Consider the following 23,656-nt stretch of genomic DNA (forward strand, 5'->3'; position numbering starts at 1 on the left):
AATGCTGGCCTGACGAACAGGAAGCGGATAGAGGCGGCGCAGCGGGGTAAGAAGGCCAAAATCTTCAAAGCCCAATACTTGCACGGAACGCTGTGACGTAGATCCGACAGGCATAAGCAGGAAGGTCGCGCGAATTACCCTGGGAGATCTGCACGTTTGCCAGTGTGCTACCGAGCGTCGAGAGGCGATGGGATGAGCGTGCAGAAGTCAGCCGAAGCCGTAGTAAGTGGCGAATAACCGCGCCACCAAGGGCCGAACAGGTTATGCCGCCAGTAGGCGTCAGAGTCTCGTTGAATACCGAAATGCAGAAATTTCTCCAAGAGAAGACTGTGACTCCGAGTCCCGGACAGAATCCGAGGATGACGGCTGACAGCGCAAAGGTATCGACGGCATCTGTGACGTGGACGAACGCGGAGCCGGACACGCTGATGGCGCGGGTGCTTGCACCGGCCAACCTCAGACGTGCGTATCAGCGCGTGGTCAGCAACAAGGGCGCGCCGGGTGCCGATGGCATGACGGTCGACGACTTGGCGGACTACGTGAATCAGTATTGGCCGATCCTCCAGAGGAGGTTGCTGGCCGGCGAATACCACCCGCAAGGTGTACGCGCCGTCGACATCCCCAAACCCAAAGGCGGCACCCGACAACTGGGCATTCCCTGCGTCGTGGATCGCCTGATCCAACAGGCACTGCTGCAACAGCTCACGCCGATCTTCGACCCGCTGTTTTCGGATTACAGCTACGGCTTCCGTCCGGGCAGAAGCGCCCACCAAGCCATCGAGACAGCCCGCGCCCATGTGGCGGCAGGGCATCGCTGGTGCGTGGAACTCGATCTTGAGAAATTCTTTGACCGGGTCAACCACGATCTCCTGATGGCGTACGTGGCGCGCCAAATCGTAGATAAACGCGTGCTCAGACTGATCCGGCGGTACCTCCAAGCCGGTGAGATGTCGGGTGGGATCGCCAGCCGACGGCAGGAAGGGACGCCGCAAGGCGGCCCGCTCTCGCCGTTGCTGTCGAACATCCTGCTCAACGAACTCGACCGCGAGCTGGAACGGCGGGGTCATCGCTTCGTGCGTTATGCCGACGATGCGAACATCTATGTGCGCAGCCCTCGTGCTGGCGAACGAGTGATGGCCAGTGTTGAGCGCTTCCTGAATCAGCGCCTGAAACTAACGCTGAATCGGGATAAGAGCCGAGTAGCCGGGTCTTGGATGTGTGATTACTTGGGTTACGGGATGAGCTGGCATCAGCAACCGAGACTGAGAGTGGCGACGATGAGCCTGGGTCGCTTGCGCGACCGGCTCAGAGAGCTGCTACGTAAAGCGCGGGGCCACAAGGTGGCGACTGTCATCGAGCGGATAAACCCCGTGCTGCGCGGATGGGCGGGCTACTTCAAGCTGAGCCAGAGCAGACGGCCACTTGAGGAATTGGACGGCTGGGTGCGTCACAAGCTTCGCTGTATCGTCTGGCGTCAATGGAAGCGGCCCTCTACGAGGGCGCGCAACTTGATACGCTTGGGACTTAATGCGGCGCGGGCGTGGAAATCGGCAGTCAATGGCCGAGGCCCATGGTGGAACTCGGGAGCGCCCCATATGAATCAGGCGTTGCCGAAGAAGCTGTGGGACCGCCTCGGGCTGGTCTCGATACTGGATACGATAAACCGACTTAACCGTATAACCTGAACCGCCGTATACGGAACCGTACGTACGGTGGTGTGAGAGGACGGCGGATGTGAATCCGCCTCCTACTCGATCCTTGAGAATATTCCCGGTCAACTTTCTGTAGGCGCGAGCGTGCTCGCGAAAAACCTGAGAACCCCTCGGGCGCCAGGCTTCCCGCGTCATCGTTAACGATCTTCGCGAGCAAGCTCGCTCCTACAGTTTTCAGGGGGCAAACAAAAATGCCCCGGACCTTTCGGTACGGGGCATTTCTTAACTGTTACGCAACCTGGGCTACGTGGCAGTTGTTACCACTTAGGCTGCAGCAGGAACGCTCAGAGCCTTGATGTGGCCATTCAGGCGGCTCTTATGGCGAGCGGCCTTGTTCTTGTGGATGATGCCTTTATCGGCCATACGGTCGATAACAGGCACAGCCAGAACGTAAGCTGCTTGAGCTTTTTCAGCGTCTTTGGTGTCGATGGCTTTGACTACATTCTTGATGTAGGTGCGAACCATGGAACGCAGGCTGGCGTTGTGGCTGCGACGCTTCTCAGCCTGTTTTGCACGTTTTTTGGCGGAAGGTGTGTTGGCCACCGTCGAGCTCCTCGAAAGACTTTTTAGGAAATAGCAAACAAAATAGGCCGCGAATCATGCCGATGACTTGACGGGTTGTCAAGGGCGGCTGATGCGAACTGCTGAGTGGTCGATCTGAAGAGGCGGGTGATTTATTTCCGGCGCTTGACCTGTAAACTCGCGAGCTTTGGCTCTGTGCTGTTGCAGGCGCGCAGTATCGCATAAGTGGGCGCGTAGTTCGCCTGCTCTTTATCTATAGGCGCAAACTCTTTCAATGAATCTGCTCAAATCGTTGGCTGCCGTCAGCTCTATCACGATGATTTCCAGGGTGTTGGGGTTCGTGCGTGACACCCTGCTGGCCCGCATCTTTGGCGCCAGCATGGCCACGGATGCGTTCTTTATTGCCTTTAAACTGCCCAACCTGTTGCGGCGGATCTTTGCCGAAGGCGCGTTTTCCCAGGCGTTCGTGCCGATTCTGGCCGAGTACAAGACCCAGCATGGCGAGGAGGCGACCCGTACGTTTATCGCCTACGTCTCAGGTTTGCTGACGCTGGTGCTGATGCTGGTAACCATCGTCGGGATGCTCGCCGCGCCCTGGGTGATCTGGGCCACGGCGCCCGGTTTTGCCAATACGCCGGAAAAGTTCGCGCTGACCACTGATCTGCTGCGGGTGACCTTTCCTTATATATTGCTGATTTCCCTGTCTTCGCTCGCCGGGGCGATCCTCAATACCTGGAATCGTTTCTCGGTACCGGCCTTTGTGCCGACCTTGCTGAACGTCAGCATGATTATTTTTGCGTTGTTCCTTACGCCGTATTTCGATCCGCCCGTCATGGCCCTGGGCTGGGCGGTCCTGGCCGGCGGCCTGGCACAGTTGCTGTACCAGCTGCCGCACCTGAAAAAAATCGGCATGCTTGTACTGCCGCGCTTGAACCTCAAGGATTCCGGCGTCTGGCGCGTGATGCGCAACATGCTGCCGGCGATCCTCGGGGTGTCGGTCAGTCAGATTTCCCTGATCATCAACACCGCGTTCGCCTCGTTGCTGGTATCCGGCTCGGTGTCGTGGATGTACTACGCCGACCGCCTGATGGAATTGCCATCCGGTGTGCTGGGCGTGGCGTTGGGCACCATCCTGCTGCCGACCCTGGCGCGTACCTACGCCAGCAAGGATCGCCAGGAATACTCACGCATACTCGATTGGGGCCTGCGCCTATGCTTTCTGCTGGTGTTGCCGTGCGCCCTGGCCCTGGGCATCCTCGCCGAACCGTTGACGGTCTCGCTGTTTCAATACGGGCAGTTCGACGCCCATGACGCCTTGATGACCCAGCATGCGCTGGTCGCCTACTCCGTCGGTCTGCTCGGCATTATCGTGATCAAAGTGCTGGCGCCCGGCTTCTACGCTCAGCAAAACATCCGTACCCCGGTGAAAATCGCGATTTTCACCCTGGTGGTTACGCAACTGCTCAACCTGGTGTTTATCGGCCCGCTGGCCCACGCCGGCCTGGCTTTGGCGATCAGCGCGGGGGCATGTATAAACGCAGGCCTGCTGTTTTACCAATTGCGTAAACAGCAGATGTACCAACCACAGCCCGGCTGGGGCGTGTTTGCGCTCAAGCTGCTGGTGGCGGTCGCCGCGATGTCGGTTGTGCTCTTTGCCCTGATGCACCTCATGCCGGCCTGGGACCAAGGTAATATGCTGGAGCGCTTCATGCGCCTGGGTGTATTGGTGGTCGCGGGCGTGGCGGTGTACTTCGGGATGTTGCTGTTGCAGGGTTTCCGCCTGCGTGATTTCAATCGCAAGTCGTTGGGATAGAGACTTTGCCGCGATAAAACAGTTGTTTTATCGATTCGACCCATTTGGCCTGCGCAGTTGCCTGTCGTCCGGGGCTGGGTGTGGTTATAATCGACCACTTTATGAGCAAGAAGCGCGTTATGCAGCTGGTTCGAGGTCTCCACAACCTGCGCCCCGAGCATCGGGGCTGCGTCGCCACTATTGGCAACTTTGACGGTGTTCACCGTGGCCACCAGGCTATCCTGGCTCGGCTGCGCGAGCGTGCGGTCGAGTTGGGCGTGCCCAGCTGCGTGGTGATTTTTGAGCCACAACCGCGGGAGTTCTTTACCCCCGAAACCGCGCCGGCCCGCTTGGCGCGCTTGCGGGACAAGCTGCAGCTGTTGGCGGAGGAGGGCGTGGACCGTGTCCTCTGCCTGGCATTCAACCAGCGTTTGCGCAGCCTCAGCGCCGCCGAGTTCGTCGACCGCATCCTGGTGGACGGCTTGGGTGTACAGCACCTGGAGGTCGGCGACGACTTCCATTTCGGTTGTGACCGGGTCGGGGATTTCGATTTCCTGCAACATGCCGGCGTCAATCAGGGTTTCACTGTCGAAGCCGCGCAAACCGTCGAACTGGACGGCCTGCGCGTGAGCAGCACCCAGGTGCGTAACGCCCTGGCCGCCGCCGACTTCGACCTGGCCGAGCGTTTGCTCGGTCGCCCGTTCCGCATTGCCGGACGGGTATTGCACGGCCAGAAGCTGGCGCGCCAATTGGGCACGCCAACCGCCAACGTGCAACTCAAGCGCCGTCGTGTGCCGCTGACCGGGGTTTACCTGGTAAGCGTCGACATCGACGGCCAATCGTGGCCAGGAGTCGCCAATATAGGCGTCAGGCCCACGGTTGCAGGTGATGGCAAGGCCCACCTGGAAGTTCACCTTTTGGATTTTGCCGGTGATTTATACGACCGGCGTTTGACGGTGGTTTTCCACCAGAAGCTGCGTGAAGAGCAGCGTTTCGCCTCCCTGGAGGCGTTGAAAACGGCGATCAATGCGGATGTCGCCGCCGCCCGTGCACTAGCCGCACCTAGCGCCCATCGCTAACCGAAGAGCCTTAAATGACCGACTATAAAGCCACGCTAAACCTTCCGGACACCGCCTTCCCAATGAAGGCCGGCCTGCCACAGCGCGAACCGCAGATCCTGCAGCGCTGGGACAGTATTGGCCTGTACGGAAAGTTGCGCGAAATTGGCAAGGATCGTCCGAAATTCGTCCTGCACGACGGCCCTCCTTATGCCAACGGCACGATTCATATCGGTCATGCGCTGAACAAGATTCTCAAGGACATGATCCTGCGCTCCAAAACCCTGTCGGGCTTTGACGCGCCGTACGTTCCGGGCTGGGACTGCCATGGCCTGCCGATCGAGCATAAAGTTGAAGTGACCTACGGCAAGAACCTGGGCGCGGACAAGACCCGCGAACTGTGCCGTGCCTACGCCACTGAGCAGATCGAAGGCCAGAAGTCCGAATTCATCCGCCTGGGCGTGCTGGGCGAGTGGGACAACCCCTACAAGACCATGAACTTCAAGAACGAGGCCGGTGAAATCCGCGCCTTGGCTGAAATCGTCAAGGGCGGTTTCGTGTTCAAGGGCCTCAAGCCCGTGAACTGGTGCTTCGACTGCGGTTCGGCCCTGGCCGAAGCGGAAGTGGAGTACGAAGACAAGAAGTCCTCGACCATCGACGTGGCCTTCCCGATCGCCGACGACGCCAAGCTGGCCGAGGCCTTTGGCCTGGCAAGCCTGAGCAAGCCAGCGGCCATCGTGATCTGGACCACTACCCCGTGGACCATCCCGGCCAACCAGGCGCTGAACGTGCACCCGGAATTCACCTACGCCCTGGTGGACGTCGGTGATCGCCTGCTGGTGCTGGCCGAAGAAATGGTCGAGTCGTGCCTGGCGCGTTACGAACTAAAAGGTTCGGTGATCGCCACCACCACTGGTTCTGCGCTGGAGCTGATCAACTTCCGTCACCCGTTCTATGACCGTCTGTCGCCGGTGTACCTGGCTGACTACGTCGAGTTGGGTTCGGGTACCGGCATTGTCCACTGCTCGCCTGCCTATGGGGTGGACGACTTCGTGATCTGCAAGAAGTACGGCATGGTCAACGATGACATCATCAACCCGGTGCAGAGCAATGGCGTCTACGTGCCTTCGCTCGAGTTCTTCGGTGGCCAGTTCATCTTCAAGGCTGACCAGCCGATCATCGAAAAGCTGCGTGAAGTCGGTGCGTTGATGCAAACCGCCACCATCCAGCACAGCTACATGCATTGCTGGCGTCACAAGACCCCGCTGATCTACCGCGCTACGGCGCAGTGGTTTATCGGCATGGACAAAGAGCCGACCAGCGGCGACACCCTGCGTGTACGCTCGCTCAAAGCCATCGAAGACACCAAGTTCGTCCCGGCCTGGGGCCAGGCGCGCCTGCACTCGATGATCGCCAACCGTCCTGACTGGTGCATCTCCCGCCAGCGTAACTGGGGCGTGCCGATCCCGTTTTTCCTGAACAAGGAAAGCGGTGAGCTGCACCCGCGCACCGTCGAGCTGATGGAAGTCGTGGCCCAGCGCGTTGAACAGGAAGGCATCGAAGCCTGGTTCAAGCTGGACGCCGCCGAGCTGTTGGGCGATGAAGCGCCGCTGTACGACAAGATCAGCGACACCCTCGACGTGTGGTTCGATTCGGGCACCACTCACTGGCACGTGCTGCGCGGTTCGCACCCTATGGGCCACGAGACCGGCCCGCGTGCCGACCTGTACCTGGAAGGTTCGGACCAGCACCGTGGCTGGTTCCACTCGTCGCTGCTGACCGGTTGCGCCATCGACAACCACGCGCCGTACCGCGAGCTGCTGACCCACGGCTTCACCGTCGACGAGACGGGCCGCAAGATGTCCAAATCGCTGAAGAACGTGATCGAGCCGAAAAAGATCAACGATACGTTGGGCGCCGACATCATGCGTCTGTGGGTGGCTTCCACCGATTATTCGGGTGAAATCGCCGTGTCGGACCAGATCCTGGCCCGCAGCGCCGACGCCTACCGTCGTATCCGCAATACCGCGCGCTTCATGCTGTCGAACCTGACCGGTTTCAACCCGGCCACCGACCTGCTGCCGGCCGAAGACATGCTCGCGCTGGACCGTTGGGCCGTGGACCGTACCCTGTTGTTGCAGCGCGAGTTGCAGGAACACTACGGCGAATACCGCTTCTGGAACGTCTACTCCAAGATCCACAACTTCTGCGTGCAGGAGTTGGGCGGTTTCTACCTCGATATCATCAAGGACCGCCAGTACACCACCGGCGCCAACAGCAAGGCTCGCCGTTCGGCGCAGACCGCGCTGTACCACATCAGCGAAGCGCTGGTGCGCTGGATCGCGCCGATCCTGGCGTTCACCGCCGACGAGCTGTGGGAATACCTGCCGGGCGAGCGTAACGAGTCGGTCATGCTCAACACCTGGTACGAAGGCCTGACCGAACTGCCGGCCGACTTCGAACTGGGCCGCGAGTACTGGGAAGGCGTCATGGCTGTCAAGGTTGCGGTGAACAAGGAGCTGGAAGTTCAGCGTGCGGCCAAGGCCGTGGGCGGCAACCTGCAAGCCGAAGTCACCTTGTTTGCCGAGGACGGCCTGACTGCAGACCTGGCCAAGCTGAGCAACGAACTGCGCTTCGTACTGATCACCTCCACCGCGAGCCTGGCACCTTTCGCCCAGGCCCCGGCAGATGCCGTGGTCACCGAGGTGCCGGGCCTGAAGCTCAAGGTGGTGAAGTCGGCCTTCCCTAAATGCGCCCGTTGCTGGCACTGCCGTGAAGATGTCGGCGTGAACCCTGAGCACCCGGAAATCTGTGGTCGTTGTGTCGACAACATCAGCGGTGAAGGCGAGGTTCGTCACTATGCCTAATACAGCCAGTCGTTTCGGACGTCTGGGCTGGCTCGTACTGAGCCTGCTGGTACTGGTCATTGACCAGGTCAGCAAGGCTCACTTCGAGGGCTCCCTGGAAATGTTCCAGCAAATCGTGGTGATCCCGGATTACTTCAGCTGGACCCTGGCCTATAACACGGGTGCCGCCTTCAGCTTCCTCGCTGATGGCGGTGGCTGGCAGCGCTGGCTGTTCGCGCTGATCGCCGTGGTGGTCAGTGCCGTGTTGGTGGTGTGGCTCAAGCGCCTGGGCCGCGACGACACCTGGCTGGCTATCGCGCTGGCCCTGGTGTTGGGCGGCGCGCTGGGTAACCTGTATGACCGCATCGCCCTGGGCCATGTGATCGACTTCATCCTGGTGCATTGGCAGAACCGCCACTACTTCCCGGCGTTCAACTTTGCCGACAGCGCCATCACCGTTGGTGCAATCATGCTGGCGCTGGATATGTTCAAGAGCAAGAAAACCGGAGAAACCGTCAATGACTGATCAGGTATTGGCTGAGCAACGCATCGGCCAGAACACGGAAGTCACTTTGCATTTCGCATTGCGCCTGGAAAATGGCGACACGGTCGACAGCACCTTCGACAAAGCCCCGGCGACCTTCAAGGTTGGCGACGGTAACCTGCTGCCTGGTTTTGAAGCGGCATTGTTCGGGTTCAAGGCGGGCGACAAGCGCAACCTGCAGATCCTGCCGGAAAACGCTTTCGGCCAACCCAACCCGCAAAACGTGCAGATCATCCCGCGTTCGCAGTTCGAAGGTATGGACCTGTCGGAAGGTTTGCTGGTGATCTTCAATGATGCGGCCAATACCGAATTGCCCGGTGTGGTTAAAGCCTTCGATGATGCGCAAGTGACCATCGATTTCAACCATCCGTTGGCCGGTAAAACCTTGACGTTTGATGTTGAAATCATCGACGTTAAAGCGCTCTAACTGACGAAACCGGTTCCTGTGGGGCTGGCTTGTGTGGGAGCTGGCTTGCCTGCGATAGCATCACCTAGGTGTATCTGATACATCGAGTCGTTTGCATCGCGGGCAAGCCCGCTCCCACAGATGCTTATTCTATAGAGCTGAGTTGATCCAATTTCTTGGCCTGCAAGGCACGAGGCACAGCATGCAAATCAAACTCGCCAACCCCCGTGGCTTCTGCGCTGGCGTGGACCGGGCGATCGAAATCGTCAACCGCGCCCTGGAGGTCTTCGGGCCGCCGATTTATGTGCGCCACGAAGTCGTGCATAACAAGTTCGTGGTCGAAGACCTGCGCGCACGCGGTGCGATCTTTGTCGAAGAACTCGATCAGGTACCCGACGACGTTATCGTCATCTTCAGTGCCCATGGCGTGTCCCAGGCCGTGCGTACCGAAGCGGCTGGCCGTGGCCTTAAAGTGTTCGATGCCACCTGCCCGCTGGTGACCAAGGTGCACATCGAGGTGGCCCGTTATAGCCGCGACGGTCGCGAATGCATCCTGATCGGCCATGCCGGTCACCCGGAGGTCGAAGGCACCATGGGCCAGTACGACGCCAGCAACGGCGGCGCCATCTACCTGGTGGAAGACGAAAAAGACGTTGCCAACTTGCAGGTACACAACCCTGATCGTCTGGCTTTCGTCACCCAGACCACCTTGTCCATGGACGATACCAGCCGCGTCATCGACGCCCTGCGCACGCGGTTTCCTGCTATTGGCGGCCCCCGCAAGGATGACATCTGCTACGCCACGCAAAACCGCCAGGATGCGGTCAAGCAACTGGCGGACGAATGCGATGTAGTGCTGGTGGTCGGCAGCCCTAACAGTTCCAACTCCAACCGCCTGCGCGAGCTGGCCGAGCGCATGGCCACACCGGCGTACCTGATCGACGGCGCCGAAGATATGCAGCGCAGCTGGTTCGACGGTGTCGAGCGTATCGGCATCACGGCGGGCGCCTCCGCTCCGGAAGTACTGGTGCGCGGTGTGATCCAACAGTTGCAAGCCTGGGGTGCCACCGGCGCCGATGAGCTGGCGGGCCGTGAAGAAAACATCACGTTCTCCATGCCCAAGGAACTGCGGGTCCGCTCGCTGCTCTGACGGCCAGGGTGCTGGAATAGCCTCGGCATAATGCCTGTTCGGTCTTGTCACTGCGCAGGCTGATGCGCCCGCTGGGGGCCAGCACGATCTGATACAGGCTCTGTGCCTGGTCCTTGTCACACACATGTACGGTGCCGGCACGAAATCCCCCGCCGGCAAACACCGGCTCCCCCAGGCCGCTGAAGCGCACCTGGCTCGTAACCGGGCCATTCCCGGCCACCGACACGCGCCCATTGCCCTCGCGCTCCAGCAATACTGGATTGTCGTCATCCAGGTGGCCGCGCCCACTCACATCCAGTATCACGCGCCATCCCAGGCTCCAGTCCTCGTCCTTTGCATGAATGACCACCGCCCGGTTGCGCGCGATGGCCTCGGTGCGTGCGTAGCGCAGCCCGGAGGCGAGTGCTTGGGCCGCGTTTTGTCGTTGTTGCGATTCAAGCAAGCCCTTGAAACCGGGTACGGCCAGTTGCGCGAGAAAACTGGTGACGATCAGCCCCAGCAGCATTTCAATCAGGGTGAATCCTTTTTGTTTCATGTGCGTTCCCTCCATGGGCACGAGTGGGTTTTCTAGGTATAGCGCTTGGTCCTTGGCGCTGGATGATGGCCTTTATGTCCAAAGTATTTCCCTTTGTTCCGGGAGCAGCGCCGCTCGAAAACCGACGCTAGTCTTGGGTCGCACAGCAGGCCTTGCCTGCTTTTTTCTCCGGCCTTCGACATGGATGACGACGGAAATGCCTGCCTGCCAGAACCGATTCCTGCGCGTTGCTCACTTGCGCCAATCCGGCATGACACTGGTCGAGGTGCTGGTCGCGCTGTTGATTTTGGCGATCGGCCTGATGGGCGCTGCGGTGCTGCAACTCAACGCGCTCAAGTACACCAACAGCGCCAGGATGACCAGCCAAGCCAGTTTTATTGCCTACGACATGCTCGACCGCATTCGCAGCAATGCTGGCGCCGATTACACATGGGGCCGGGCGGAGCTGGCGCCACCCAGCACTGCCACCGCCAGCGTACGTGACCTGGACCTGCACGATTTCGAAGCCAATATCATGGGTTTTGCCGGCGAGGATGCCAAAGGATCAGTGGTGGTGAACGGGCACGAGGTCACCATCAGCATCAGTTGGGCGGATGCTCGGGCAGCAAATCGCCCTGGGGCGCGGGAAACCTTCACCCTGACCAGTCGCATCAGCAATGAACAGGGAGTGTCGCAATGAAGCGTCTTGGGCGAGGTTTCAGCCTGGTGGAAGTGTTGCTGGCGCTCGCCATCGGGTTGGTCATGATACTGGGGGCAAGCCAGATACTGATCAGCTCGCGATTGACCCATGCCAGCCAGCAGGCCGCCATGGTGCTGCAGGATGATGCGCGCTTTGTGCTGAGCAAGATCACCCAGGATATTCGCCAGGCGGGCATGCTGGGGTGTTTGGCCGTGGCGGCTATCGACAATGCTCCGGTTGCCTTTGATCGGCCGATAAGCTGGGAAGCGGCAGGGAGTGCGAAGTCATTGACGCTGGTGACCGCGAATGTCGGCGATGGCGTCGGCAGGCCTGACTGGACAGTATTGTCCGACTGCAAGGAGGCGGCCAGGGCTTATGCAGGCACGCCACCCGGCGCCGAGCCCGGCCAACTTCGCTTTGGCATACGCCAACTTACCTACACCTACGAATCGGGCCAGTTGAAGATCAGTACCCCGGCGGCGCCGGCCAGGGCGGTATTGATGGATAACGTAAGGGCATTCGACGTCAGCTTCGGCATGGCAGCCACCTCGGCATCAACAGTTGTGGAGCGCTATGACAGCCATCCCGCCGATGAGTCGCTGATACGTAGCGTGCGCATCCTCATGACCCTTCAAGACCCCGCTGGGCGGGTGAAGGACCAGACCTATAGTGTCGTGGCGGCACTGCGAAATCGGCTGGGGTAGGGGCAATGATCATGCATGGCGGCATTCATGTACGGCAGACCGGGATGGTGCTGCTGATCAGTCTGGTGTTCCTGTTGGTGCTGTCGCAAGTGGGACTGTCATCAATACAGGCTGCGGTCTCCCAGCAAAAAGTCGCGAGCAGCCTGTGGCATCGCAATCAATCGTTTCAATCTGCCGAAAGCGGCCTGAGATTGGGGGAGTCGACCGTGCAAAAGGTTGGCCAGGCGATGCCTGTCTGCCACTCGATCATCCGTTGTGCGCCGCCTGCTGAAGCGTCTTCCTTGACGGCGGCCGGGACGAACCCGGTCTCGGCGGTCACCTGGCTCGCCTTGAAGGATGGGTTTTATGGCATTCAATCTCTTGGGGAAGGTGCAGGGCTTGCTCATTTACCCCCCCAAACCTTAGGCACACTTTTTCGTGTCACCTCGGTCGGGCTTGCGGGGCAAACGCGCACGGTGCTGGAGACGGTCTATGCACGGGTGGAGGAGGGCGGCCGCGTCAAGTTTCGACGGGTCTTATGGCGGCAACTTCAATAAGGAGCAATCGGATGGGCAAGGAGAGCCAGGGTTTTACCCTGATTGAGTTACTGATCGTCGTGGCGATCATCGCGTTGCTGGCCGGGATTGCGTATCCCGGGTACCTCAGCCAGGTGAAGAAGGTGTATCGGGCGCAGATCGTCGCGTTGTTGAGCGAACAGGCCCAGCACCTGGAGCGTTCTTATACGAGGAATGGCACTTTTATTGATGCAGGCGACGTCAGCGCGGGCAATGATCATTATAGAATCAGTACCGTCCTCAACCCTCAGGATTTTGACCTGCTCGCCACTCCCGCTGCGGACTCGGTCATGGCGAACGACGCATGCGCAGCATTCAGCTTGACCAGCACCGGTATGCGCGGCAACCCGGGAGCAGGGCCTGAAATGTCGCCCAAGGTCTGCTGGGGGCAAGGATGAGCGTACTTGAAGCGTGGGCGCCGGGCGCGCCTTTCCCTGTTTATCGGCTGGATCAAATGATGGCTAAGCAACAGCAAGTGGTGATTGTCGGCGGCGGAGTAATCGGGCTGTTGACGGCGTACAACCTCGCCAGTGAGGGCCAGGCGGTCACGCTGCTGGAGCGCGGTGGGCTTGGGCAAGAGTCTTCCTGGGCGGGCGGTGGGATTGTCTCGCCCTTGTACCCGTGGCGCTATAGCCAGGCGGTCACTGCCTTGGCCCATTGGTCCCAGGATTTTTACCCGCAACTGGCGCAACGGCTGTTTGCAGCGACCGGCGTCGATCCAGAGGTACATACCACGGGGTTGTATTGGCTCGACCTGGATGACGAAGCGCAAGCACTGGCCTGGGCTGCCCGTGAAGGGAGACCGTTGAGCAAGGTGGACGTATCTGCGGCCCATGACGCGGTGCCGGTGTTGGGGGGCGGCTATTCTCAGGCGATCTACATGGCCGATGTGGCCAACGTACGCAACCCGCGCCTGGTCAAATCACTGAAGGCGGCCCTGCTGGCGTTGCCGAACGTGACGATTTGCGAGCAATGCGATGTGTCGGGTTTTGTGCTCGGCGACGGCAGGGTGGTGGGTGTGAATACCGCTACGGGCCAGGTTTTGGGGGATCAGGTGGTGCTCGCGGCCGGCGCCTGGAGCGGACAATTGTTGGGTACGCTGGGCTTGGGGCTACCCGTGGAGCCGGTCAAAGGCCAAATGATCCTGTACAAATGCGCGTCCGACTTTTTATCCAGCATGGTCCTGGCCAAGGGGCGTTATGCGATTCCCCGGCGGGATGGGCACATCCTGATCGGCAGCACGTTGGAGCATGAAGGATTCGACAAGACGCCAACCGACACCGCGCTGGAAAGCCTCAAGGCGTCTGCGCTGGAACTGATTCCCGCCTTGGCGGACGCCGAGGTGGTCGGGCATTGGGCCGGTTTACGGCCTGGCTCCCCCGAAGGTATACCGTTTATCGGTGAGGTCCCTGGCTTCAAGGGGTTGTGGCTCAATTGCGGGCATTACCGCAATGGTCTGGTACTCGCACCGGCATCTTGCCAGTTGTTCACCGACTTGCTGCTGGCGCGGGCTCCGATCATCGATCCAGCGCCTTACGCCCCCGCAGGTCGCCTCAACGCTGAATAGACTTTGGCCCTTGTTCCAGATGCGCCTGGGTGCAGTACCATTCCTGGCGTGAACTCAGTGCGCGGTCCTGCGGCAGGTGCACGCCACAGTGGGCGCAACGCACCATCAGGGCCGCATCCGGTTCGGCAGGCCGTTGCTGATGGGAGGCATTTTTTTTGAATTTGCGCCAGAACCATACCGCGGCAGCAATGACGGCAATCCAGAACAGTAGACGAAGCATGATGGGCAGTTTCTCGACAAGGAATGCGCCAGTTTAGCCAAGGTGGTCACGGGCGCACAGGGCAATAAATACTCGCTCATAAAAAAGGGAGCTCCTTCAGAGCTCCCTTTTGCGTTGCGTCGAACAATCAGTCGAACACACCGAAGGTCATGTAGCTGAACCACGAGCGGTCCTGGTTGTTGCCCAGGGCTTGCGGCTCTTCTTCTTCGATCACGTCACCGTTCTCGTCGTGCGGCTTGAGATCCGAAGGAATAGCGTCCTTGGCGTCCTGGTACATCTTGATCACGTCCTGGTTGGCGCGAGTTTCACCCGGCGGCAGTGGTGGACGGGACTCGATCAGGCCCAGGGTGTACTTGCTCAGCCACGAACGGTTGTCCGCTTCGGCAACCTGAGGCACGAACTGGCCGTCTTTCAGGCTAGGGTGGTCGGGGTAGTTGAGCTTCAGGGTTTCCAGGCTGGTCGTCGCCAGTGTGTCCAGGTGCAGACGCTGGTAAGCCTCGGTCATCACGGCCAGGCCGTCACCCACGGACGGGGTTTCCTGGAAGTTTTCCACCACGTAGCGGCCACGGTTGGCGGCGGCCACATAAGCCTGACGGGTCAGGTAGTAGTGGGCCACGTGGATCTCGTACGAAGCCAGCAGGTTGCGCAAGTAGATCATGCGCTGCTTGGCGTCCGGCGCGTAGCGGCTGTTGGGGTAGCGGCTGGTCAGCTGGGCGAACTCGTTATAGGAGTCGCGCGCAGCACCCGGGTCGCGCTTGGTCATGTCCAGCGGCAGGAAGCGCGCCAGCAGGCCAACATCCTGGTCGAACGAGGTCAGGCCCTTCATGTAGTAGGCGTAGTCCACGTTCGGGTGCTGCGGGTGCAGGCGGATGAAACGCTCGGCAGCGGACTTGGCAGCTTCCGGCTCGGCGTTCTTGTAGTTGGCGTAGATCAGCTCAAGCTGGGCCTGGTCGGCATAGCGGCCGAACGGGTAACGCGACTCCAATGCCTTCAGCTTCGCTGTGGCGCTGGTGAAGCTATTATTGTCCAAGTCTGTCTGAGCTTGCTGGTACAGCTCGACTTCGCTCAGGTTTTCGTCGACGACGTCCTTTGTTGACGAGCAAGCAGCAGTCATGGCGAGGATGGCGATCAGCAGCAGGTGTTTCACTTGCATGGCGGCTTGCGTCCCTATGACGGCCGCTGTCTTGGGCGGGGCCGTCCTGTTATGATGAGCGCCCCGTTGAAAGCCTCGGGGCAAAAGACGCCGTATTTAACCACAAGCGCGCAGCCGAAACCAAAGGCTACGCCACGCCTAGTCTGAGCATGTCCGATAAAATTGAACTTCGCGCAGAGGTGCCGTCCGAATTGGGCGGCCAACGCCTCGATCAAGTCGCCGCACAATTATTCGCTGAGCACTCGCGCTCGCGCCTTTCCGCCTGGATCAAAGACGGCCGCCTGACTGTGGATGGAGCGGTTATCCGCCCGCGAGACATAGTCCATGGCGGTGCGATTCTTGAGCTGACTGCCGAGCAGGAAGCCCAGGGAGAATGGGTTGCTCAGGACATCGAGCTGGATATCGTCTATGAAGACGACGACATCCTGGTCATCAACAAACCCGCAGGCCTGGTGGTTCACCCGGCCGCCGGGCACGCTGATGGCACCTTGCTCAATGCCCTGTTGCACCACGTGCCGGACATCATCAATGTGCCGCGCTGCGGCATTGTTCACCGTCTGGACAAGGACACCACCGGCCTTATGGTGGTGGCCAAGACCATTCAGGCGCAGACGCAACTGGTTACGCAATTGCAGAGCCGGAGCGTCAGCCGCATCTATGAGTGCATTGTGATCGGCGTCGTTGTGGCCGGTGGCAAAATCAACGCACCCATTGGTCGTCACGGCCAGCAGCGCCAGCGTATGGCGGTGATGGAAGGTGGCAAGCAGGCCGTCAGCCACTACCGTGTGCTGGAGCGTTTCCGTTCCCACACCCATGTGCGGGTCAAGCTGGAAACCGGGCGTACCCACCAGATTCGCGTGCACATGGCGCACATCAACTTCCCGTTGGTCGGCGACCCGGCCTACGGTGGCCGCTTCCGTATTCCGCCGGCGGCCAGCCAGACCATGGTTGAGTCGCTCAAGACGTTCCCGCGCCAGGCACTGCATGCACGCTTCCTGGAACTGGATCATCCGACGAGCGGTAAGCGCATGAGCTGGGAATCGCCACTGCCAGACGATCTGGTCTGGCTGCTGTCGCTGCTCAAGCAAGATCGCGAGGCGTTTGTCGGATGAGTGACTGGCTGATACCTGACTGGCCCGCGCCGGCTCGGGTAAAAGCCTGCGTCACCACCCGTGCGGGCGGCGTCAGCCTGGCGCCGTTCGACAGCCTCAACCTGGGTGATCATGTCGAGGACAGCCTCGAGGCCGTCCTTGAGAATCGCCGTCGCCTGAGTGAGGCCTTCGATATCCAGCCTGCCTGGTTGCGTCAAGTCCATGGTACTCGCGTGGTTGAGGCCGATCCGGGCCGTACTGTCGAGGCTGACGGTAGTTGGACCAGCACCGCTGGCATCGCCTGCACAGCCATGACCGCTGATTGCCTGCCTGCGCTGTTCTGTGATCGAGCGGGCACCCGGGTTGCCGCAGCCCATGCCGGTTGGCGTGGTTTGGCGGCCGGCGTGCTGGAGGCCGCTTTCGAAAGCCTGGATAGCGCACCCGAAGACGTTCTGGTCTGGCTCGGCCCTGCCATAGGCCCACAAGCCTTTGAGGTCGGCCCGGAAGTGCGTGAAGTGTTCATGCAGCAACTGCGTGCCACCGCTGAGGCCTTTGTTCCCAGCCACAACCCTGGCAAGTACCTGGCCGACATTTACCAGCTGGCGCGCCTGCGTCTGGCCGCGCGCGGTGTTAGCGCTGTGTATGGTGGCGGTTTGTGCACTGTGACCGACCCGCGTTTCTTTTCTTATCGCCGAAGCCCACGTACGGGCCGATTCGCCTCCCTTATCTGGCTTGAACGCTAGACTGTCCTGATCTGTATCAACCGTCCGCCGCTTGAAACGCCCAGAATCCACCCCATCTATAAGGGTATCTGGCAGGTTTCTTCATTCAGGATGTGTTTGTTCATAGCTCCGGCCTGCTCAAAAGGAAGGTGACTAATGCGTATTGATCGTTTAACCAGCAAATTACAGTTGGCCTTGTCCGACTCTCAATCCTTGGCGGTGGGCCTCGACCACCCGGCCATTGAGCCTGCACACTTGATGCAGGCACTCCTGGAACAGCAGGGTGGCTCTATCAAACCCTTGCTGATGCAGGTGGGCTTTGACGTCAACAGCCTGCGCAAGGAGTTGAGCAAAGAGCTCGACCAACTGCCGAAAATCCAGAATCCCACCGGGGACGTGAATATGTCCCAGGATCTGGCGCGCCTGCTCAACCAGGCCGACCGCCTGGCCCAGCAGAAAGGTGACCAGTTCATCTCCAGTGAATTGGTGTTGCTCGCCGCCATGGACGACAACAGCAAGCTCGGCAAGTTGTTGCTGGGCCAGGGCGTGAGCAAAAAGGCCCTGGAAAACGCCATCAACAACCTGCGTGGCGGCGAAGCGGTGAACGACCCCAACCACGAGGAGTCGCGCCAGGCCCTGGACAAATACACCGTCGACCTGACCAAGCGTGCCGAAGAAGGCAAGCTGGACCCGGTGATTGGCCGTGACGACGAAATCCGTCGCACCATTCAGGTATTGCAACGTCGCACCAAGAACAACCCGGTGTTGATCGGTGAACCTGGCGTGGGTAAAACCGCGATTGCCGAGGGCCTGGCTCAGCGCATCATTAATGGTGAAGTGCCGGACGGCCTCAAAGGCAAGCGCCTGCTGTCTCTGGATATGGGCTCGCTGATTGCCGGAGCCAAGTTCCGGGGTGAGTTCGAAGAGCGCTTGAAATCCTTGCTTAACGAATTGTCGAAGCAGGAAGGGCAGATCATTCTGTTTATCGACGAATTGCACACCATGGTCGGCGCCGGTAAGGGCGAAGGCTCCATGGACGCCGGCAATATGCTCAAGCCCGCCTTGGCGCGGGGTGAGTTGCACTGCGTCGGTGCAACTACGCTTAACGAATACCGTCAGTACATCGAAAAGGACGCAGCCCTTGAGCGTCGCTTCCAGAAAGTTCTGGTGGAAGAACCCAGCGAAGAAGACACCATCGCGATCCTGCGGGGCCTGAAAGAGCGCTATGAGGTCCACCATAAGGTGGCTATTACCGACGGTGCGATCATCGCGGCGGCCAAGTTGAGCCACCGCTATATCACTGATCGTCAGTTGCCGGACAAGGCTATCGACCTGATCGACGAAGCGGCCAGCCGCATCCGTATGGAGATCGATTCCAAGCCGGAAGTGCTTGATCGCCTGGATCGGCGCCTGATTCAACTGAAAGTCGAATCCCAGGCGCTGAAGAAAGAAGAAGACGAAGCGGCCAAGAAGCGTCTGGAAAAACTCCAGGAAGAAATTGTTCGCCTGGAACGCGAGTATTCGGACCTCGAAGAAATCTGGACCTCGGAAAAAGCCGAAGTGCAGGGTTCGGCGCAGATCCAGCAAAAGATCGAGCAGTCCCGTCAGGAACTGGAAGCGGCGCGCCGTAAAGGCGACCTGAACCGCATGGCCGAGTTGCAGTACGGGGTGATCCCGGACCTGGAGCGCAGCCTGCAGATGGTTGACCAGCACGGCAAGCCTGAGAACCAGTTGCTGCGCAGCAAGGTGACCGAGGAAGAAATTGCCGAAGTGGTCTCCAAGTGGACCGGTATTCCCGTGTCGAAGATGCTCGAAGGCGAGCGCGACAAGTTGCTGAAGATGGAAAGCCTGTTGCATCAGCGCGTCATCGGCCAGGAAGAGGCAGTGGTGGCGGTGTCCAACGCGGTTCGGCGTTCCCGGGCAGGTTTGTCCGACCCGAACCGTCCAAGCGGCTCGTTCATGTTCCTCGGCCCAACCGGTGTGGGTAAGACCGAGTTGTGCAAGGCCCTGGCCGAGTTCCTCTTTGATACTGAAGAGGCCATGGTGCGGATCGATATGTCCGAATTCATGGAGAAACACTCGGTGGCTCGTCTGATCGGTGCGCCACCAGGCTATGTGGGTTACGAAGAGGGCGGTTATCTGACCGAAGCCGTACGGCGCAAGCCTTACTCGGTGATCCTGCTGGATGAGGTCGAGAAGGCGCACCCGGATGTGTTCAACATCTTGCTGCAGGTGCTGGAAGATGGTCGCTTGACGGACAGCCACGGGCGCACGGTGGACTTCCGCAATACGGTGATCGTGATGACCTCCAACCTGGGCTCGGCTCAGATCCAGGAATTGGTGGGTGATCGTGAAGCCCAGCGTGCGGCGGTGATGGATGCGTTGACCACGCACTTCCGTCCGGAATTCATCAACCGGGTCGACGAAGTGGTGATCTTCGAGCCTCTGGCGCGGGATCAGATCGCGGGCATTACCGAAATTCAGTTGGGCCGCCTGCGTAGCCGTCTGGCTGAGCGCGAGTTGGACCTGGAGTTGAGCAGCGAAGCGTTGGACAAGCTGATCGCGGTCGGTTACGACCCAGTGTATGGCGCACGGCCACTCAAACGTGCGATCCAGCGCTGGATCGAGAACCCACTGGCGCAGCTGATCCTGTCGGGCAGCTTTATGCCTGGCACCCGCGTCACGGCGACGGTGAAAGACGACGAAATCGTCTTCCATTAAGGCCTGCGCTTGGCGCAACCAGAGAAGGCCCCGCATTGCGGGGCCTTTTTTTTCGATAGGGCGTTGAACTGTAAGGCAAAGGCTTGTAAAGTGCGCCCCGCAGCAACGTCAGCCCACGGGTTTCTTCTCCCCAAGAAGAAATCAGAAAGAAGCGCAAATCATTGTCTTAAAAGCAATTTAAAGGGTTGACAGGGGTTTTTAAGATTGTAGAATAGCGCGCCTCAGAGACGCTAACGTAGCGATACGGACAGGGTCGAAGAGGAAGCAACACAGCAGTAAATTTGAAATATGTAGTTCCGTGATAGCTCAGTCGGTAGAGCAAATGACTGTTAATCATTGGGTCCCAGGTTCGAGTCCTGGTCACGGAGCCAATTTCAAACCGGGGTATAGCGCAGTCCGGTAGCGCGCCTGCTTTGGGAGCAGGATGTCGGGAGTTCGAATCCCCCTACCCCGACCATATTTGGGTCGTTAGCTCAGTTGGTAGAGCAGTTGGCTTTTAACCAATTGGTCGTAGGTTCGAATCCCACACGACCCACCATTTTTGAGACCAGTTGACGCTGGAATCAAATCTTAGAATCAGAGGTTCTAGCTCTGATAGAGGCGGTTTTACGGTTTTGGAAAGTGTTACAGCACTTAGATATCGCCGTAGACATGCAGCCGTCTGAGGCGAACAGTAGTTTCGGTTCGTCATGATGTCAATGTGCATAGGCTTTGCGATGCGCATTCCGGGGTATAGCGCAGTCCGGTAGCGCGCCTGCTTTGGGAGCAGGATGTCGGGAGTTCGAATCCCCCTACCCCGACCATATTTAATGAAAAAGGCGTCTTTATGACGCCTTTTTTTGTGCCTTGAGCAAAGTCGTACCGTTCGTCTGGAAAAAATCCGGATTTCGACCTGGTTCTTTATTCCGGGCATGCGAAAGCCTCTGGCCAACCAGAATTCCCTATAGCCAGTGCGCTTTGATTATGAGCGTACTAGGGCGATGCTCTGGAAAATGATGAGCTTCGCATTGAATGCTCAGTTGAGGTGCGTTTCCTGAATGTGCCGACACCAAGCCCGCTCGCCATTAGCGTCAATAGTAGACTCTGCTCTACTTGATCTACTGGTGGGTCCATAGAGCATGTCATTGACTCGCGATGCAGTTGCGCAGATGCGAGCTCGAGAGCCTTCTGTAGCGCGCTTCGGCCAGTCGACTTGGTCCGCCGATCAATACTGACCTCTGTGCTGCTAGATTGTTGTGGAGCTGGCAGCTTCTTGGGTGTTGCCGCTGACCGAAAACTGACCCAGTAGAGGCTCTTCTGCCGACTGAAAACTGACCCAGGTGTTCAACTGCTTCTGCTCACTTTTCGAGCAGGAGAACACAGGGTGATCAGCATGGAAATGTTGGGAAAAATCCGGCGGATGTACTTCCGCGACAAGCTCTCGCTGCATCAGATAGCCAAGCGTACCGGGCTGTCGAGAAACACCATCCGAAAATGGGTCAGAGCGCCCGAAGCCATTCAGCCAGCGTACCAACGGTGCGCAACCTTCAATAAGCTCAGCCCTTTTCACGAGACCCTGGAGCAGGCGCTCAAGGCCGATTCGTTCCGGCCAAAACACAACCGCAGGAGCGCCAAAGCACTTTTTGAGCAGATCAAAGCCGAGGGTTATGACGGCGGTTACAGCCAGCTCACGGCGTTTGTGCGCTCTTGGCGAGGCGAGCAAGGCAAGTCTTTACGCGCTTTTGTACCGCTGACGTTTGCGCTCGGTGAGGCCTTTCAATTTGACTGGAGCGAAGAAGGTCTGCTGATCGGTGGTCTTTTTCGACGTATCCAGGTCTCCCACATGAAGCTGTGTGCCAGCCGCGCATTCTGGTTAGTTGCGTACCCCAGCCAAGGCCACGAGATGCTGTTTGATGCCCACACCCGTTCGTTTGGAGCGTTGGGTGGTGTGCCGCGTCGCGGCATCTACGACAACATGAAAACGGCTGTCGACAAGGTCAACAAAGGCAAAGGGCGCACGGTCAACGCCCGGTTTTCCGTGATGTGCGCGCACTATCTGTTCGATCCGGACTTCTGCAACGTGGCCTCTGGCTGGGAAAAAGGCATCGTCGAAAAGAACGTTCAGGACAGCCGGAGGCGAATCTGGCTCGATGCTCAAAACTGTATGTTTCACACCTTCGAGGAACTGAATGTCTGGCTCGGCCAACGTTGTCGGTCGCTCTGGAGCGAACTGGTGCATCCGCAGTACAACGGGCTGACGGTGGCCGAGGTCTTAGAGCTGGAGCAGGTCGAAATGATGCCAATGCCGACGGCATTTGATGGCTACGTCGAGCGTACCGTGCGGGTCTCCAGCACCTGCCTGATCAGCGTGGCGCGAAATCGCTATTCAGTGCCATGTGAGCGCGTCGGCCAGTGGGTCAGTAGCCGTTTGTACCCTTCGCGGATCGTGGTCATTGCTGACGAAACGGTGATCGCCAGTCACGAGCGCCTCTTTGATCGAGATCAGGTCAGTTTTGACTGGCAGCACTACATCCCACTCATCGAACGCAAGCCTGGTGCATTGCGCAACGGTGCGCCATTTGCTGATCTGCCAAAACCGTTACGGCTTCTCAAACGAGGACTGAGGCGTCACACCAACGGTGATCGAATCATGATGCAGGTACTGGCTGCTGTGCCAATTGCGGGGCTCGAACCTGTGCTGGTGGCGGTGGAGCTGGTACTTGAATCGGGAAGTCTGAGCGCCGATCACATCCTCAATGTCCTTGCCCGCCTGACCTCCACCGCACTACCTCCCAGTGTAGAAACCAGCCTGCAACTCAAGGTCGCGCCTGTTGCCAATACAGCACGCTACGACCGGCTCCGTGCGACCGATGAGGAGAATCGCAATGCGTGACCTAATGACTGAACTCAAAGAACTTCGCCTGCACGGCATGGCCAGTGCTTGGGAAGAACTGGTCTCTCAAGGAACAGCGTCGACGGCTTCATCGAAATGGCTGCTGGAACATCTGCTTCAGCAGGAACATGCGGATCGCGCGGTGCGCTCGGTGAATCATCAGATGAACATGGCAAAACTCCCCATGCACCGTGACTTAGCTGGCTTTGACTTCAGCGCTTCCAGCGCTGATGCCCGGCTGGTCAGCGATCTATCCAGCTTAGCGTTCACTGAAACGGCGCAGAATGTCGTGTTCATTGGCGGCCCTGGAACCGGGAAAACACACCTGGCCAGTGCCTTGGCTGTATCCGGAATCACGGCCCACAACAAACGCGTGCGCTTCTTTTCCACGGTGGATCTGGTGAATCTGCTGGAGCGTGAGAAGTACGATGGCAAGGCAGGGCGAATCGCCCAGGGACTGCTTCGCACAGACCTGGTGATACTGGATGAGCTGGGATATTTGCCCTTTAGCCAAAGCGGCGGTGCCCTGTTATTTCACCTGCTGTCCAAACTGTACGAACACACCAGCGTGGTCATCACCACCAACCTCAGCTTCTCGGAATGGTCGAGTGTGTTTGGCGACGCCAAGATGACCACCGCGTTGTTGGATCGGCTGACACATCACTGCCACATCGTCGAAACGGGCAACGAGTCCTACCGCCTACAACACAGCACCTTGGCCGCCCAGACAAAGATCAAGTCACGGGAACGAAAGCGCAAGGACGGAGATGATGTCGAGGACGATGAGCCATTTTGATCCGCACCATAA

21 protein-coding genes and 4 tRNA genes are annotated in these 23,656 nt (G+C 59.1%); 21 read left to right on the plus strand and 4 right to left on the minus strand.

Going from position 1 to position 23,656, the window contains the following annotated elements; translation table 11 throughout:
* The first annotated feature begins 263 nt into the window (after positions 1 to 263).
* A complete protein-coding gene (ltrA, locus tag RHM69_RS25015; RefSeq protein ID WP_011805433.1) occupies positions 264 to 1,685 on the plus strand; it encodes a group II intron reverse transcriptase/maturase in 1,422 nt (473 codons plus the stop codon).
* A 291-nt stretch (positions 1,686 to 1,976) separates the two neighbouring features.
* Here ltrA and rpsT read toward each other — a convergent pair whose 3' ends face one another.
* Positions 1,977 to 2,255: a 30S ribosomal protein S20 gene (gene rpsT / locus RHM69_RS25020; protein WP_003188401.1), complete on the minus strand. Its 279-nt coding sequence runs from the start codon at positions 2,253 to 2,255 to the stop codon at positions 1,977 to 1,979.
* A gap of 253 nt (positions 2,256 to 2,508) precedes the next feature.
* Here rpsT and murJ point away from each other — a divergent pair, with 253 nt between their 5' ends.
* From murJ to ispH, 6 genes are all read left to right on the plus strand, one after another.
* Positions 2,509 to 4,047 (plus strand): murein biosynthesis integral membrane protein MurJ, encoded by a 1,539-nt coding sequence (murJ, locus tag RHM69_RS25025; RefSeq protein WP_014716857.1) that lies wholly within the window; start codon positions 2,509 to 2,511, stop codon positions 4,045 to 4,047.
* 119 nt (positions 4,048 to 4,166) lie between these two features.
* The gene (gene ribF, locus RHM69_RS25030; RefSeq protein ID WP_003188404.1) at positions 4,167 to 5,105 is read left to right on the plus strand and encodes a bifunctional riboflavin kinase/FAD synthetase; all 939 of its coding nucleotides are present in this window, start codon (positions 4,167 to 4,169) and stop codon (positions 5,103 to 5,105) included.
* 14 nt (positions 5,106 to 5,119) lie between these two features.
* On the plus strand, positions 5,120 to 7,951 hold the full coding sequence (gene ileS / locus RHM69_RS25035) for an isoleucine--tRNA ligase (protein WP_019817502.1): 2,832 nt from the start codon (positions 5,120 to 5,122) through the stop codon (positions 7,949 to 7,951).
* Positions 7,944 to 8,456: a signal peptidase II gene (gene lspA / locus RHM69_RS25040; protein ID WP_014716859.1), complete on the plus strand. Its 513-nt coding sequence runs from the start codon at positions 7,944 to 7,946 to the stop codon at positions 8,454 to 8,456. The genes ileS and lspA overlap by 8 nt, the downstream gene beginning before the upstream one ends.
* A 7-nt stretch (positions 8,457 to 8,463) precedes the next feature.
* Positions 8,464 to 8,901, plus strand: a complete 438-nt coding sequence (locus RHM69_RS25045) for an FKBP-type peptidyl-prolyl cis-trans isomerase (RefSeq protein ID WP_169855857.1) — start codon at positions 8,464 to 8,466, stop codon at positions 8,899 to 8,901.
* 181 nt (positions 8,902 to 9,082) lie between these two features.
* Positions 9,083 to 10,030, plus strand: coding sequence for a 4-hydroxy-3-methylbut-2-enyl diphosphate reductase (gene ispH, locus RHM69_RS25050; protein WP_003188409.1), 948 nt, complete (start codon positions 9,083 to 9,085; stop codon positions 10,028 to 10,030).
* Here ispH and RHM69_RS25055 read toward each other — a convergent pair.
* The gene (locus tag RHM69_RS25055) at positions 9,984 to 10,565 is read right to left on the minus strand and encodes a GspH/FimT family pseudopilin (protein ID WP_019817501.1); all 582 of its coding nucleotides are present in this window, start codon (positions 10,563 to 10,565) and stop codon (positions 9,984 to 9,986) included. The genes ispH and RHM69_RS25055 overlap by 47 nt on opposite strands.
* A 196-nt stretch (positions 10,566 to 10,761) precedes the next feature.
* On the opposite strand from RHM69_RS25055, the gene pilV reads away from it, so the two are divergent.
* The 5 genes from pilV to thiO are packed head-to-tail and all read left to right on the plus strand — an operon-like array spanning position 10,762 to position 14,069.
* Positions 10,762 to 11,244 carry a type IV pilus modification protein PilV gene (pilV, locus tag RHM69_RS25060; RefSeq protein WP_014716861.1) on the plus strand — a complete coding sequence of 161 codons (483 nt, stop codon included), beginning with the start codon at positions 10,762 to 10,764 and terminating at the stop codon, positions 11,242 to 11,244.
* Positions 11,241 to 11,948, plus strand: coding sequence for a PilW family protein (locus RHM69_RS25065; RefSeq protein WP_014716862.1), 708 nt, complete (start codon positions 11,241 to 11,243; stop codon positions 11,946 to 11,948). The genes pilV and RHM69_RS25065 overlap by 4 nt, the downstream gene beginning before the upstream one ends.
* Before the next feature lie 5 nt (positions 11,949 to 11,953).
* A complete protein-coding gene (locus tag RHM69_RS25070; RefSeq protein WP_019817500.1) occupies positions 11,954 to 12,484 on the plus strand; it encodes a pilus assembly PilX family protein in 531 nt (176 codons plus the stop codon).
* Positions 12,485 to 12,495: 11 nt separating this feature from the next.
* The gene (locus RHM69_RS25075; protein ID WP_014716863.1) at positions 12,496 to 12,900 is read left to right on the plus strand and encodes a type IV pilin protein; all 405 of its coding nucleotides are present in this window, start codon (positions 12,496 to 12,498) and stop codon (positions 12,898 to 12,900) included.
* 59 nt (positions 12,901 to 12,959) lie between these two features.
* A complete protein-coding gene (gene thiO / locus RHM69_RS25080; protein WP_014716864.1) occupies positions 12,960 to 14,069 on the plus strand; it encodes a glycine oxidase ThiO in 1,110 nt (369 codons plus the stop codon).
* Here the strand turns inward: thiO and RHM69_RS25085 are convergent.
* Positions 14,056 to 14,289: a PP0621 family protein gene (locus RHM69_RS25085; protein ID WP_014716865.1), complete on the minus strand. Its 234-nt coding sequence runs from the start codon at positions 14,287 to 14,289 to the stop codon at positions 14,056 to 14,058. The two genes, thiO and RHM69_RS25085, sit on opposite strands and share 14 nt — an antisense overlap.
* Before the next feature lie 127 nt (positions 14,290 to 14,416).
* On the minus strand, positions 14,417 to 15,442 hold the full coding sequence (locus RHM69_RS25090; protein WP_003188421.1) for an outer membrane protein assembly factor BamD: 1,026 nt from the start codon (positions 15,440 to 15,442) through the stop codon (positions 14,417 to 14,419).
* 149 nt (positions 15,443 to 15,591) lie between these two features.
* On the opposite strand from RHM69_RS25090, the gene rluD reads away from it, so the two are divergent.
* From rluD to istB, 9 genes are all read left to right on the plus strand, one after another.
* Complete coding sequence (rluD, locus tag RHM69_RS25095) at positions 15,592 to 16,554, plus strand: 23S rRNA pseudouridine(1911/1915/1917) synthase RluD (RefSeq protein WP_003188422.1); 963 nt, start codon at positions 15,592 to 15,594, stop codon at positions 16,552 to 16,554.
* Positions 16,551 to 17,276 carry a peptidoglycan editing factor PgeF gene (gene pgeF / locus RHM69_RS25100; protein ID WP_019817499.1) on the plus strand — a complete coding sequence of 242 codons (726 nt, stop codon included), beginning with the start codon at positions 16,551 to 16,553 and terminating at the stop codon, positions 17,274 to 17,276. The genes rluD and pgeF overlap by 4 nt, the downstream gene beginning before the upstream one ends.
* A gap of 135 nt (positions 17,277 to 17,411) precedes the next feature.
* The gene (clpB, locus tag RHM69_RS25105) at positions 17,412 to 19,976 is read left to right on the plus strand and encodes an ATP-dependent chaperone ClpB (protein WP_014716867.1); all 2,565 of its coding nucleotides are present in this window, start codon (positions 17,412 to 17,414) and stop codon (positions 19,974 to 19,976) included.
* A gap of 295 nt (positions 19,977 to 20,271) precedes the next feature.
* Positions 20,272 to 20,347, plus strand: a tRNA-Asn gene (locus RHM69_RS25110).
* Positions 20,348 to 20,356: 9 nt separating this feature from the next.
* A tRNA-Pro gene (locus RHM69_RS25115) sits at positions 20,357 to 20,433 on the plus strand.
* A 5-nt stretch (positions 20,434 to 20,438) separates the two neighbouring features.
* A tRNA-Lys gene (locus RHM69_RS25120) sits at positions 20,439 to 20,514 on the plus strand.
* Positions 20,515 to 20,702: 188 nt separating this feature from the next.
* Positions 20,703 to 20,779: transfer RNA gene (locus RHM69_RS25125), tRNA-Pro, on the plus strand.
* A 569-nt stretch (positions 20,780 to 21,348) separates the two neighbouring features.
* On the plus strand, positions 21,349 to 22,848 hold the full coding sequence (gene istA, locus RHM69_RS25130) for an IS21 family transposase (RefSeq protein WP_102619021.1): 1,500 nt from the start codon (positions 21,349 to 21,351) through the stop codon (positions 22,846 to 22,848).
* Positions 22,841 to 23,644, plus strand: coding sequence for an IS21-like element ISPsy20 family helper ATPase IstB (gene istB / locus RHM69_RS25135; RefSeq protein WP_029241171.1), 804 nt, complete (start codon positions 22,841 to 22,843; stop codon positions 23,642 to 23,644). The genes istA and istB overlap by 8 nt, the downstream gene beginning before the upstream one ends.
* Positions 23,645 to 23,656: the final 12 nt, after the last annotated feature.

The organism is Pseudomonas sp. CCI1.1 (assembly GCF_034348165.1).
Lineage (GTDB): Bacteria > Pseudomonadota > Gammaproteobacteria > Pseudomonadales > Pseudomonadaceae > Aquipseudomonas > Aquipseudomonas paracarnis.

Bases quoted from the DNA above. Each gene is read 5' to 3' on its own strand.
- rluD (WP_003188422.1), top strand. From the start codon at position 15,592: ATGTCCGATAAAATTGAACTTCGCGCAGAGGTGCCGTCCGAATTGGGC.
- RHM69_RS25055 (WP_019817501.1), bottom strand. From the start codon at position 10,565: ATGAAACAAAAAGGATTCACCCTGATTGAAATGCTGCTGGGGCTGATC.
- ltrA (WP_011805433.1), top strand. From the start codon at position 264: ATGCCGCCAGTAGGCGTCAGAGTCTCGTTGAATACCGAAATGCAGAAA.
- murJ (WP_014716857.1), top strand. From the start codon at position 2,509: ATGAATCTGCTCAAATCGTTGGCTGCCGTCAGCTCTATCACGATGATT.
- istA (WP_102619021.1), top strand. From the start codon at position 21,349: ATGGAAATGTTGGGAAAAATCCGGCGGATGTACTTCCGCGACAAGCTC.
- istB (WP_029241171.1), top strand. From the start codon at position 22,841: ATGCGTGACCTAATGACTGAACTCAAAGAACTTCGCCTGCACGGCATG.
- RHM69_RS25065 (WP_014716862.1), top strand. From the start codon at position 11,241: ATGAAGCGTCTTGGGCGAGGTTTCAGCCTGGTGGAAGTGTTGCTGGCG.
- clpB (WP_014716867.1), top strand. From the start codon at position 17,412: ATGCGTATTGATCGTTTAACCAGCAAATTACAGTTGGCCTTGTCCGAC.
- thiO (WP_014716864.1), top strand. From the start codon at position 12,960: ATGGCTAAGCAACAGCAAGTGGTGATTGTCGGCGGCGGAGTAATCGGG.
- RHM69_RS25070 (WP_019817500.1), top strand. From the start codon at position 11,954: ATGATCATGCATGGCGGCATTCATGTACGGCAGACCGGGATGGTGCTG.
- RHM69_RS25075 (WP_014716863.1), top strand. From the start codon at position 12,496: ATGGGCAAGGAGAGCCAGGGTTTTACCCTGATTGAGTTACTGATCGTC.
- ispH (WP_003188409.1), top strand. From the start codon at position 9,083: ATGCAAATCAAACTCGCCAACCCCCGTGGCTTCTGCGCTGGCGTGGAC.
- ileS (WP_019817502.1), top strand. From the start codon at position 5,120: ATGACCGACTATAAAGCCACGCTAAACCTTCCGGACACCGCCTTCCCA.
- pilV (WP_014716861.1), top strand. From the start codon at position 10,762: ATGCCTGCCTGCCAGAACCGATTCCTGCGCGTTGCTCACTTGCGCCAA.
- RHM69_RS25090 (WP_003188421.1), bottom strand. From the start codon at position 15,442: ATGCAAGTGAAACACCTGCTGCTGATCGCCATCCTCGCCATGACTGCT.
- ribF (WP_003188404.1), top strand. From the start codon at position 4,167: ATGCAGCTGGTTCGAGGTCTCCACAACCTGCGCCCCGAGCATCGGGGC.
- RHM69_RS25085 (WP_014716865.1), bottom strand. From the start codon at position 14,289: ATGCTTCGTCTACTGTTCTGGATTGCCGTCATTGCTGCCGCGGTATGG.
- lspA (WP_014716859.1), top strand. From the start codon at position 7,944: ATGCCTAATACAGCCAGTCGTTTCGGACGTCTGGGCTGGCTCGTACTG.
- pgeF (WP_019817499.1), top strand. From the start codon at position 16,551: ATGAGTGACTGGCTGATACCTGACTGGCCCGCGCCGGCTCGGGTAAAA.